This window comes from Streptomyces sp. SAS_281, assembly GCF_052542855.1.
This window is the reverse complement of record NZ_JBMNDO010000017.1, coordinates 76834-89169: the sequence shown is the minus strand read 5'-3', so window position 1 is coordinate 89169 and position 12336 is coordinate 76834. Positions and strand designations below refer to the sequence as shown.

7 protein-coding genes and 1 pseudogene are annotated in these 12336 nt (G+C 73.3%); 6 read left to right on the top strand and 2 right to left on the bottom strand.

What is annotated here, in order from left to right; all coding sequences use genetic code 11:
• The 3 genes and pseudogenes from ACN6LM_RS09315 to ACN6LM_RS09305 form a co-directional block, all read left to right on the top strand.
• Window positions 1–300, top strand: a pseudogene (locus ACN6LM_RS09315) (S8 family serine peptidase); the annotation flags it as partial.
• Window positions 300–3206: an FG-GAP repeat domain-containing protein gene (locus ACN6LM_RS09310; RefSeq protein ID WP_445064820.1), complete on the top strand. Its 2907-nt coding sequence runs from the start codon at window positions 300–302 to the stop codon at window positions 3204–3206. The pseudogene ACN6LM_RS09315 and the gene ACN6LM_RS09310, both read left to right, overlap by 1 nt.
• A gap of 162 nt (window positions 3207–3368) precedes the next feature.
• Entirely contained in the window at window positions 3369–6638 is a 3270-nt protein-coding gene (locus ACN6LM_RS09305; RefSeq protein ID WP_445064819.1) for an ATP-binding protein, read from the top strand.
• Window positions 6639–6666: 28 nt separating this feature from the next.
• Here the strand turns inward: ACN6LM_RS09305 and ACN6LM_RS09300 are convergent, their stop codons facing one another.
• Both ACN6LM_RS09300 and ACN6LM_RS09295 read right to left on the bottom strand, forming a co-directional pair.
• Window positions 6667–8325, bottom strand: a complete 1659-nt coding sequence (locus ACN6LM_RS09300) for an acyl-CoA dehydrogenase family protein (protein WP_445064817.1) — start codon at window positions 8323–8325, stop codon at window positions 6667–6669.
• A 33-nt stretch (window positions 8326–8358) separates the two neighbouring features.
• The gene (locus ACN6LM_RS09295; RefSeq protein ID WP_445064816.1) at window positions 8359–8967 is read right to left on the bottom strand and encodes a TetR/AcrR family transcriptional regulator; all 609 of its coding nucleotides are present in this window, start codon (window positions 8965–8967) and stop codon (window positions 8359–8361) included.
• Window positions 8968–9040: 73 nt separating this feature from the next.
• Between ACN6LM_RS09295 and ACN6LM_RS09290 the strand changes: the two genes are divergently transcribed.
• The 3 genes from ACN6LM_RS09290 (at window position 9041) to ACN6LM_RS09280 (ending at window position 12325) form a co-directional block, all read left to right on the top strand.
• Window positions 9041–10561: a class I adenylate-forming enzyme family protein gene (locus tag ACN6LM_RS09290; protein ID WP_445064815.1), complete on the top strand. Its 1521-nt coding sequence runs from the start codon at window positions 9041–9043 to the stop codon at window positions 10559–10561.
• A 56-nt stretch (window positions 10562–10617) separates the two neighbouring features.
• Complete coding sequence (locus tag ACN6LM_RS09285; RefSeq protein WP_445064814.1) at window positions 10618–11220, top strand: TetR/AcrR family transcriptional regulator; 603 nt, start codon at window positions 10618–10620, stop codon at window positions 11218–11220.
• Between the two features lie 181 nt (window positions 11221–11401).
• The gene (locus ACN6LM_RS09280; RefSeq protein WP_445064813.1) at window positions 11402–12325 is read left to right on the top strand and encodes a TauD/TfdA dioxygenase family protein; all 924 of its coding nucleotides are present in this window, start codon (window positions 11402–11404) and stop codon (window positions 12323–12325) included.
• Window positions 12326–12336: the final 11 nt, after the last annotated feature.

Sequence of the window (12336 nt, the reverse complement as noted above, 5' to 3'; positions counted from 1 at the left end):
CTGGACAAGAAGTCGTCCGTGCAGACCGCGACCACCGGATCGACGGGCAAGCGCTCCTTCGCCATCGTGTGGAACAACGCCGCCTACGCCGACGGCACCGCCGGCCGCGCCACCTTCGAAGCGGTCTTCGACGAGGCCACCGGTTCGGTGACCGTGCAGTACAACACCGTCCCCGACCGCGGCACCGGTGCGACCGTCGGCATCGAGAACCAGACCGGCACGGACGCCCTCCAGTACGCCTTCGACCAGCCGGTCATCACCGCCGGTTCCGCCGTCCACTTCACTCAGGAAGACAAGTGATGAGAGCCCACAACTCGCGGCGGGCCCTGCGGCTCGCCTCCGGACTGGTCGCCGCGGGCCTCGCGCTGACCGCCGCCCCGCACGCCCTCGCCGCCGACTCGGGCTCCGGTTCGGGCTCGGGCATGCGCCTGACGAACGCCCAGGCCGCCAAGCTGGCCGAGCGCATGCAGCCGGACCTGTACGGGGACGCCGGGGCCACCGCCGATGCCGCCCATACGGAAGCCGGCACGGCCGCTGGAGACTCCGGCGCCTCCACCCAGGCGTCCGCGAACATCTCCGTCAAGGCGACGTCGACCATCGAGAACGTGCACGGATACGCCACCACGATGCCGGTGGGCAATAAGAAGGGTGACTACTTCACCCTGCACAGCCTGGCCCACGTGACGCGCACCGCCGCCGACGGCACCGGGCAGTGGACCCGCGCCACGGACGACCTGTACGCGGACTGGGGGATCAAGCCCCTGCGCGTGTGGGAGAAGGAGCTCTACCCGCCGCACGTGCAGATGGGCTACAACGCGGTCAGCCCGTTCACGCCCGACTCGGACCAGGGCTATGACACCGGCGACCTCACCGGCGACGGCGTGCCCGACGTGGTCTTCTCGGCGAACGTCGGGATGGTCCCGCCCTCCGGTGTGACCATCCCGGGCACCACGATGACCTCCGGCACCATGGTGACGGTCCTCGACGGCACGACCGGCAGGACGGTCTGGTCGAAGTACTACCTGTACGCGAGCCAGGTCAAGATCGTCGACGGTGCGCTGCTCGTCGCCGACTCGCCCAAGTACAACGGGAACGCCCCCGCGGACAGCACGGCCAAGCTCACCAGCACCCGCTTCTCGTACGACGGCGGCAAGCTCACCGAGGCCAGCACCTGGACGTACGACTCCGGTGAGACGGCCCCGGCCAGCTGGGGCGCCCTCCAGGACCTCGGTGCCGGCAAGGTCGCCGTCGCGTGGAACCTGCGCAAGACGTCCACCCACGCCTCCCGGGGCAGGGCACTTGTCCTCGACATGAACGACGGCGCGGTCCAGTGGCAGACGGACAGCTCGCTGTACGTCCGCCAGCTGCGCGTGGATGAGGGCCGCGGGCAGCTCGTCGCCGTGGAACAGGCCGACTTCACCGACGAGATGCGCTACGAGCTCGCCGCGTACGACCTCGCCGACGGCCGCCGGACCACGCTCGACACCCGCTTCAACGTGGTGCCCACCGCCCTGGCGGTCGGGAATCTGAGCGGCGGCGGGGACGCCGAGTACGCCGTCTCCGAGTCCTCGCTGACGGACGCGATGTTCGTGAACGCGAGCACGATCCGCGTGCTGGACGGGGACGACCCCGAGACCCCGCTGTGGCAGCACACCACCAAGCGCGACGCCTCCAACGGACACGACGGGCCCAGCACCTGGCGGCTCGACGTGGTCGGCAAGAAGCTGGTTGCGGCAGGACAGGACGACGCGGACACCGATACCGCCGCCAACATCAACCGGTACGCGTCCCTGACCGTCTTCTCCGGGAAGGGCAAGGTCACCTGGCAGACGAAGGGCGCCACCGCGTCGCCCACCTTCCAGGACGTCTTCAAGGACAAGAACGGCCGGCACATCCGGGTGGTCGACGCCGACCAGAACGTCCGGACCTACGCGTTCAAGGACGGCAGCCAGGAACAGCTGACGCCGCTCCAGGGCGACATGGCCTACGGCAAGTCGCTCGACATCGACGGGGACAAGAAGGACGACTTCGTCGAGGGCGGCACCTCGCACGGCATCTGGGCCTACTCGGGCACCTCGCTGCTCGACGGCAAGCCCGAGAAGCTGTGGCAGACCACACTGCCGGGCTCGGTGCACGGAATCGAGACCGCCGACGTCACCGGGAACAAGACCCCGGAGATCGTCGTGGCCACGGACAGCGCGGTCGTCGTGCTCGACTCCCGTACCGGCGCGATCCTGAACACCATCGACGGCGGCGGCCAGTACGTCCGCTCCTTGACGCTCGCGGACGTCGACGGGGACAAGAAGTCCGACATCCTCGTCCCGACCGACAAGCTGCGTGTCTACCGGGGCGACGGCAAGGCGCTGTGGACCTACGCCGCCCCGGCGGACGCGGGGGACGTGCAGTTCTCCGACCCGTCGACGGGCGACGGGAAGGTCTACGTGCAGTACACCAGCACGAACTCCTTCGCCCTGGACACCCCCGCCATGCGGGCCGTCCAGCTCGACGCCAAGACCGGTGCGCTCGGCTGGGCCGCGGCCCCGAAGGCTCCGGCCAAGGCCCAGGACGGCAAGGTGCGCGCCGGCATCCTCGACCACGCGGTGTACGCCTCGCCCGCCATCCCGTACGCGGACGGCCACGCGGTCGTCTACACGTGGGTCGTCTGGGCGCCCTCCGGGCTCTCCGGAACCGACGCGTTCAGCCCGTACGACGTCGTGGAGATCCGCGACGGCCGCACCGGGGAGGTGCTGCACACCGCGGTCACGGGCGGTCTGTACACGCACGGCAACTACTTCGACGGCGATGGCGTCCTGCTGGAGTCCAGCACCGCGGCGTTCTACTCCTTCGGCGCCGACGGTGACGCGGACAACCGTGTGTTCATGATCCCGCCGACCCAGGGAGCGACCTGGATCACCGCCCCGAACGGCGACAAGGTGATCCTCTCCGCCTGCCCGGGCGGGCTCTACCTCTGGGACCCGGCCGTGGTGACCGGCGACGAGCAGTATCCGGACTTCCTCGGCGCGGCCCCCAGCGCCGGTGGCGCCCGCAACTACACCACCGGTGACTTCGACGGCGACGGGGCCGAAGAGGCCGTCATGCTCAACTTCGACGAGCGCGGCTACAACCAGGCGGCCGAGCTCATCGGAGGCGGCTACTCGGTGCCGAACCAGTACACGCACTACACGATCGCCCTCAAGTTCTCCTGAACCCAGGCGGTCACCGCGTTCCGTGGGCCCCTCCGGCAGCCACCAGAGGGCCCCACGGCGTGCCCGGTTAAAGTGGGCGCCCTCATGAACGAGCGGCACACAGCACACAGCACGGACCAGGCGCCACCCCTGGTGCACATACGCCTTTTCGGCGGATTCCAGGTGACTCGTAACGGGGGACCGGCGCTGGCCGAGCGCTGGCCGAGACAGACCGCGCAGGCCCTGGTGAAGCTGCTCGCCGTCGTACCCGGACACCGGCTCCACCGGGAACAGGTCATCGACGTCTGCTGGCCCGACGCGGACCCGCAGGCCGCCCAGGGCAGCCTGCGCGTCGCCCTGCACGCCGCCCGCCGGGCCCTCGAACCCGAACTGGCCTCCCGCGCCACCTCCTCGTACCTCGTCTCCGAAGGCGGACTGCTCCACCTCGACCCCGCCCACGTCCGCATCGACGCCGACCGCGCCGAGGAGGAGGCCAGGAACGCGCTCGCCGCCGGCGGCGTGGACGGCCTCCGCCGGGCCCTGGAGCGCTTCTCCGGCGAACTCCTCCCCGAGGACCGCTACGCCGACTGGGCCGAGGGGCGCCGCTCCCAGCTCGCCGCCATCAAGGAACGCCTGCTCCTCGCCCTGGCCGAGGCCCACCTCCGGGCGGGTGACGCCCAGGAAGCGGTCACGCTCGCGGAACAGATCCTGGGCGACAACCCGGCCGAGGAGCTGGCCCACCGCCTCCTCATCGACGCCTACACCCGGCTCGGGCTGCGCCGGCGCGCGGTGCGGCAGTACCACGTCTGCCGGGCGGCCCTCGACGCCGAGCTGGGCGTACGACCGGGCCCGGAGACCGAGCGCCTGCACCGAGCCGCGCTCACGGTGGAGCCCGCCGGACCGCCGTCCGCGCCCTCCCTGCCCGCCTCGCTCCGGGTCCCGGCCGCCTCCCCGTTGCGCGGGCGCGAGGGCGTGCTCGGGCGGCTGCTCGCGGCGGACGGGCCCGCGGTCGTCACCGTGCTCACCGGTGAGGCGGGCGTCGGCAAGACCCGGCTGGTCGGCGAGGTGGCCCGGCAGGCCGCCGCCTCCGGCACCGCCGTCCTCTGGGGCGGCGGACACGACGCGGAGGGGCACACCCCGTACGGCGCCTTCGCCGAGGCCCTGGACGGCTGGCTCGCCGAGCGCGACGAGGCGGAACGCGCCCGCGTCGGCGGCGAGTACCCCGAACTGGCCGCGTTCCTGCCCGCTCTCGGCCGGGTCCGCGCCGACTCCGAGCGCAGCCCCGAGGAGGAGCGCGACCGGCTCTTCCGGGCCACCGCCGGCCTGCTCGGCGAGCTGGCCTCCGTACAGCCGGTGCTGATCGTGCTGGACGACCTGCACGCGGCGGACCTGGGCTCCTTCCAGCTGCTGAGCCACCTGGCCCGGCGGGCGGCGCGGACCGACGGCGTGCGGTTCCTCGTGACGTACCGGGAGGAGGAGATCCCCGACGGCGATCCGCGCCGTACGGGTCTGTCCTCCCTGCTCCGGCAGGGGCTCGCCGGCCACGAAGAAGTGCCGCGCCTGGACCAGGAGGCGTGCCTCGCGGTCGTGCGCGACACCGTGGAGCTGATGCCCGGACAGGGCTCGGGCGCCACCGACCGCGTCTGGGAACTGTCGCTGGGCAACCCGCTGTTCGCCGTCGAACTCGCGCACGGCCTGGCCGAGGGCGGCGGGACGGGCGCGCCGGACGGTGTGCGGCAGCTGGTCGCGGAGCGGCTGGGCCGGCTCGACCGGGACACGCGCAGAATCGTCGAGGCGCTGTCCGTCGCCGGGCCGGAGACATCGTTGTCGGAACTGCTCGACGTCGCCGCGCACGGGCTGGATCCCGCCGTCACCGGAGGCGCCGCCACCGACGCGCTGGAGCGCGCCATGGCCGCCTCGCTCATCGAGGAGCGCGACATCGTGGTCGGCGGACAGCACGAGGCGGGGCTGACGTTCCGCCATCCGCTGGTCCGCCTCACCTGTTACGAGAAGCTGTCCGCGCTCCGCCGCAGGCAGCTCCACGGCTCCTTCGCGCAGGCCGTGCTCCGTCGCCGCCCCGACGCCGTGGACACCCTCGCCTCGCACTTCACCCGCGCCGACGATCCGCGCGCCGCCGAGTACCTGCGCCGCGCCGCCGCCCGCGCCGCCGCCCTCTTCGCCAACGACACCGCCGACCGCTACTACCGCGACCTGGTCGCCCGGCTGGACGTGGACGCCGCCCGCGCCCGCCTCGCGCACAGCCAGGTGCTGCGTCGCATGGGCAACTTCGCCCAGGCCGCCGAGGTGCTGCGCCTCGCCCTGGACGAGTTCGTCCGGCGCGGCGACCACGAGGACATCGTGCTCGCGGCGGCCTGGCTCGCCGACACGCTCGGGCGCACCGGCCTGCCCGATGCCGGTCGCCAGGTGCTCGCCGCGCACCCGATCACCGACGGCACCCCGCCGGAGGCCGCCGCCGGCCACTTCCTGGCCCGGGCCGTGCTGTGTCGCGTCCAGGGCCGGTACGAGGAGGCGGACGCCGCCTCCCGGCAGGCTCTGGACGCCGCCCGGTCGGTGACCGGGCGGCCCGGCGAGGGGCTGCGGGCCCGGGCCCACTCGCAGCGGGCCAGCGTCCTCGGGCTCAGCGGCCGGCTGGACGAGGCGCATGAAGCGGCCGGCCTCGCGCTCGCACCGGCCGAGGCGTACGGCGACCCCACCCTGCTCGGCCAGGTGCTCTCGACCCTGCGGGAGAACGAGCGGCGCAGCGGCCAGTTGCGCCGTGCCTTGGCCACCGGACAGCGGGCCCTCGACCTCGTCGAGCAGTCGGGAGACCTGGCCGGAGCCGCCTTCGAGCGCGCGAATCTCGCCGAACTGTGGATGCTCATCCAGGAGTTCGGCACCGCGCGCACGCTCGCCGAGGCGGCGGTGGCGGGGGCCGAGGAGGCCGGCGCCTGGTGCCTTCCGTACGCCTTGGCCGCCCTGGCCCTGGTCCGGATGCGCACCGGGGACGCTGCCGGCGCCGCCGCGCTGCTGGACCGGGCGCGGTCCCTGCCGGGCCTCGTGGACCGGCAGGCGGGCCATGCGGTGCGGACGGCCCGCGCCGAACTCGCCCTGCGCGACGGGCTCCCGGGCCAGGCGCGGCGCGTCCTGGAGGGCCATGAGCCGGACGTGCCGGTGCTCACGGCGTGGGCGGAGCTGTGCAGTGGTCGCCCGGAACCGGCGCACCGGCTCGCAGCCGAGGAGGTCGCCCGTACCGCCCGGACCGGCGAGCGCATCGCCGAGGCGGACGCGCTGACGGTCCTCGCCCTCGCCCTGCACCGGCTCGGCGACACCGACGCGGCCCGCGACGCGCTGACACGTGCTGACGGCCTGGCGCGGGCCCTGCCCTACCCGGCGGGCGCGGTCCACGCGGGCGAGGTGCGAGGGCTCATGGAAACGGAGCCGGGCGCCCACTGAAGGGCGGTCCGGCTCCGTCACGGGTTACTTACGCGGGCAGCCGCTCCAGCAGCCCCGCGAAGTCGGTGCCCGGCGCCAGGGTGCCGAAGGCGAGCCCCCGGTCCCCGGCCAGCCGCGAGGCGCAGAACGCGTCGGCGACCGCCGTCGGCGCGTGCCGGACGAGCAGCGAGCCCTGGAGGACCAGTGCCGCGCGCTCGATGAGGCGGCGGGCCCGCAGCGGGGCGTCCTCGGTGAGGACCAGCTCGCCGCGCAGCTCCTGCCAGGCCGCGTCCAGCCGGCGGTCCGCCCCCGAGGCGGCCTCGACCTCGGCGCGGAAGGCCTCCAGCGACTCCGGCTCCCGGGCCAGCGCGCGCAGCAGGTCGAGGGCGTTCACATTGCCCGAGCCCTCCCAGATGCCGTTGAGCGGCGCCTCCCGGTACATGCGCGGCATGCCCGATTCCTCGACGTAACCGTTGCCGCCGAGGCATTCCAGCGCCTCCGCGACCGCGGCCGGCTGGCGCTTGCACACCCAGTACTTGGACACCGCCGTGGCCAGCCGCAGGAACGCCCGCTCCTGTGCGTCGCCCCGCTGGGCCCGGTCGGCGGCGCCGGCCAGCCGCAGCCCGAGCGTGGTCGCCGCCTCGGACTCGACCGCGAGGTCGCCGATCACGTTGCGCATCAGCGGCTGGTCGATCAGCTTGGTGCCGAACACCGAGCGGTGGCGCACATGGTGGGCCGCCTGGGCGAGGGCGGCGCGGATACCGGCGGCCGAGCCGATGACGCAGTCCAGACGGGTCATCGTCACCATGTCGATGATGGTGCGCACGCCCTTGCCCTCGGGGCCGACGAGCCAGGCGACCGTGTCGTCGAACTCGGGTTCGCTGCTGGCGTTGGACCGGTTGCCCAGCTTGTCCTTGAGCCGCTGGATGCGGAAGGTGTTGCGGCTGCCGTCCGGCAGGACGCGCGGCACGAGGAAGCAGGAGAGGCCGTCCGGCGCCTGGGCGAGGACCAGGAAGAGGTCGTTCATCGGGGCGCTGGTGAACCACTTGTGCCCGCGCAGCCGCCAGGTCCCGTCGCCCGCCTCGGTGGCCGTGGTGGAGTTGGCGCGCACGTCGGTGCCGCCCTGCTTCTCCGTCATGCCCATCCCCGCGAGCAGCCCCGGCTTCTCGGCGGGGGTGCGCAGCCCGGCCTCGTACACCCGGCTGGTCAGCAGCGGCTCGTACGTCTTTGCCAGGTCCGGGGCGTGCCGCAGGGCCGGGACCACGGCGTACGTCATGGAGACCGGGCACAGGTGGCCCGCCTCCAGCGTCGACATCACCATGAAGCCGGTCGCGCGCGCCACATGGGCGCCGGGGCGCGCGTCCGCCCAGGCGGCGCCGGCCAGGCCCGCGCCCACCGAGGCGTTCATCAGGTGGTGGTAGGCCGGGTGGAAGTCCACCTCGTCCACGCGGTGGCCGTAGCGGTCGTGGGTGCGCAGCACGGGCTCGTTGACGTTGGCCTGCTCGGCCCACTCCTGGGCCTGCGCGCTGCCGACGAGGCGGCCGAGCCGGTGCAGCTCCTCGGTGTGCCACTCGGCGCCCTCACGGCGCAGGCCCTCCAGGAGCACCACGTCGTCGGCCGCGTCATGGCCGGTCAACGGCGGGGCCTGGTTGGTCACTTCGTGGGTCGCGGCGGTGGGGTTGCTGCGGGGCGGGACGGTCGTGGACACGGGGGCCTCCAGGGGCGGTGATACGCGGAATGGTCAAGGGCGCGGCGCGCCCGCACAGCGCAGGGCCATGGCGACGAGTTCGGTGAGCAGCGCCTCGGTGGTCTCCCCGTCGCCGGTGCCGAGCGGATCGACCAGGACCTCGCCGACCGCGCCGGTGAGCGCGGCGGCGGTGATCTCGCCGTTCTGCGCGGGCAGCAGGCCCGCCTCGATGCCCTCGTGGACGACCTCGGCGAACAGGGCGCGGTAGCGGCGGCGGTAGTCGAGCCGCTCGGCGCCGACCGCCGGATCGGCCGGGGCGGCGAGCAGTGCGTAGGCCAGGCCCCGGTTCTCCAGGGCGCGGCGGGCGAAGACCTCGACGCCCCGGGCCAGCCGCTCGACCGGTGTCCCCGGCTCGCGCAGCACCTTGCCCAGCACCTCGACCTCGCGGCCGGCGGCGCGCCGGAACACCTCGACGGCCAGGGCCGCCTTGGAGGCGAAGTGCTGGTAGACGGAGCCGGCCGCGATGCCGGCCGAGTCGGCGACGGCGGTGACCGACGCCTGCGACCAGCCGACCTCCGCGACCACCGAGGTGGCGGCGGCGACCAGATGCTCCCTGGCTGCTTCGAGCCGACTGATTTCGGCTGGGGTCTTGCGGTAGGCCATGAAAGAAGTGAACCATCATTCAGAGGTTCCCGCCATGGCCCGTTCGCACGGTCCGGCTCGTCAGGAGAACGTGATGCACCTCAGTACCCTGCTGGACAGCGCCGTCCGCTCGGCCGGCGGCCACGAAGCGGTCGTCTACCGTGAGCAGCGGTGGTCCTACCGGGAATTCGCCGACGCGGCCCGCCGTGCGGCGACCGTGCTGCGGGAGGCCGGGCTCCGGCCGGGCGACCGGCTGGCCGTGATGACGTACAACACCCCGGCCTTCCTGTTCGCCGCGTTCGGCGCCTGGTACGCGGGGGCCACCCTGGTCCCCGTCAACCACAAGCTCCGGACGGCCGAGGTGGCGCGCCAGCTGACCCACTGCGGGGCCAGGATCGCCGTGGTCGACGCGGAGATCGGCGAGCGCGCAACCGCCGCCGGCGCCGAGGTGACCTGGCTGGTCAGCCACCCCGACGCCGGGCCGGACAGCCTGCCGGCCGAGGCGTTCGAGGCCCGGATCGCGGCCGCCGAGCCGTGGGCCGGGGAGCCGGGGACGGACGGCGAGGTCGCCCAGATCCTGTACACCTCGGGCACCTCCGGCACCCCCAAGGGCTGCGTCCACACCCACCGCACGATCACCCTGACGGCCGCCTACACCGCCGCCGCCATCCCGCTCCGCCGCGACGAGCGCTTCCTGATCTGCATGCCCGTCTGGCACGCCTCCCCGCTCAACAACTGGGTGATGGGCACGCTGCTGACCCGCGGCACGGTGGTGCTCCAGCGCGAGTACGAGCCCCGGGGCATGCTGGAGACCATCCAGCGCGAGGGCGTCACCGCGATGTTCGGCGCACCGATCGCCCTCATCGCGCCGACGCAGGCGGTCGCCGACTTCGCCTCGTACGACCTCTCGTCGGTGCGGGCCTGGATCTACGGCGCCGGACCGCTCGACGCGGACACCGCACGCCGCCTGATGAAGGCGTACGGCTCCGAGAACTTCCACCAGGTGTACGGCATGAGCGAGACGGGCCCCGTCGGCGCCTCGCTCCCGCCCGCCGAGCAGGTCGCCAAGGCCGGTGCGATCGGCCGGGGCGGCATGCCCGGGGTCGAGCTGCGGGTCGTGCGCCGGGACGGCGCCGACGCGGGGGCGGGGGAGACCGGCGAGATCTGGCTGCGCTCCGACACCCGCATGGTCGGCTACCTGGACGACGAGAGGGCGACCGCCGAGGTGTTCGCGGGCGACTGGTACCGCAGCGGCGACCTGGGCCGGGTCGACGAGGACGGGTTCGTCACGGTCGTGGACCGGATGAAGGACGTGATCATCACCGGCGGCGAGAACGTCGCCTCGCAGGAGGTGGAGGGCGCCCTGCGCGGCCACCCGGACGTCCTGGACGTCGCCGTGGTCGGCCGTCCCCACCCCCAGTGGGGCGAGACCGTGGTCGCCGTGGTCGTCCCGCGCGAGGGTGCCGCGCTCGATCTGGAGGGCGTCCGCGCCTGGCTGGAGCCCCGGATCGCCCGCTACAAGGTGCCCCGCGAGCTCGTCCTGCGCGCCGGCCTGCCCCGCACGCCGTCCGGGAAGATCACCAAGCACGTCCTGCGCGACGAACTGGGGCGGTGAGCCCGGGCCCGTACCCCTGCGGAAGGGGGCGGGCCCGCTCCGCGTAGGGTCGGCACATGGCCGACGAACAGGTGCCCAAGGCGCGGCGGGGCCCCGGCAGACCCCGCGAGGAGCGCGTCACCCGGGCCGTGCTGGACGCCGTCGTCCATCTGGTGACGGAGAACGGCATGGGCGCGCTGACGATGGACGCGGTGGCGGCCCGGGCCGGCGTCAGCAAACCGGCCATGTACCGGCGTTGGGCCACCAAGCAGGATCTCGTCCTGGCCGCCGCCGAGTCCCGGATCGGGCCGCTGACCGTCCCCGACATGGGCGATTTCCGGGCCGAGCTGCGCGCCGTGCTGACGGCGCGCATGGAGGCGTACCGGCAGCCGGGCGTCTCCCGTCTGCTCGCCGGGGTGATCGGCTCCGCGTCGGAGGCGGGCGCCGAGCCGGGCGCGTACCGCGCCTACACGGCCCGCGTGATGCGCGAGACCCGCCACCTCCTGGAGCGCGGGGTGGCGCGCGGCGACGTCCGCGCCGACGTCGACATCGCCGCCGCCGCGACACTCGTCGCCGCCTCGCTGGTCTTCCGCATGGTCGGCGAACAGCGCCTGCCTGACCAGCGGCTGGTGGACTCCGTGGTGGAGCTGATCGGCCGGGCGGTCGCCGCCCCGGCGTAGCCGCGTACGCCCTTCACCCGGCCCGCCGCCGGGTGCTTCGGCATGCCCGGAACCGGCCGGAAGGGTCATGGAACGGTCCGCGAGGCCGCCGGGAAATCTATGCGTCCGACCCCTTGCCCCGCCGCATCCTCATATCGATACTGCTGGTTACGTAATTAGCGCACCGCCGGGAGGAACACCCATGCAGACCGCTGTCACGAACCCGAGGCCGGTCCTGGACAAGCCGCTCATGCACTACGGGAGCCGGACCCTCGAACGGCTCGCGCCCGGCGCCGAGCCGGCCACCTACCGGCGGGTGGAGATCAGCCCGCTCACCCCGCACTTCGGCGCCGTGCTCGGCGGGGTCGACCTGACCCGCCCGATCACCGAAGAACTCGCCGAGGAGCTGCGCCAGGCGCTGCTGGAGTGGAAGGTGATCTTCTTCCGCAAGCAGACCGGCTTCACCGCCGACCACCAGCTCGCCCTGTCCGGCGTCTGGGGCCCGCCCGAGCCCAACCCGTTCTTCCCGAAGACCGGGACGGCCGGCGTCTCACGCCTCGCCAAGGACGCCAAGGCGGCCGGCAACAAGAACATCTGGCACAGCGACCACTCGTTCATGGTCAACCCGGCGCTCGGCTCCGTCCTGCGCGCCGTGGAGGTGCCCGAGGCGGGCGGCGACACGATGTGGGCGGACATGGCCGCCGCCTACGACAACCTGCCCGATGACCTGAAGGCCCGCATCGCCGAGCTCACCGCCGTGCACGACTGGGCACCCAGCTGGGGCGCCCTCATGAACGACGAGCAGAAGGCCGCGTTCCGCACGTCCTGGCCGCAGGTCGAACACCCCGTCGTCGTCCGCCACCCGCGCAGCGGCCGCAAGACCCTCTACGTCAACGAGCCCTTCACCACCCGCATCAACGGACTGTCCGACGCCGAGAGCCGCGAACTGCTCGACATCCTGGTCCTCCAGGCCCGCATCCCCGAGTACCAGGTCCGCTTCCACTGGGAGGCCGACTCGATCGCCGTCTGGGACAACATCGCCACCCAGCACTACGCGATCAACGACTACTTCCCGCAGCGCCGCGTCATGGAGCGCATCGCCATCGCCGGCGTACCGCTCTCCTGAATCCTCCGCCC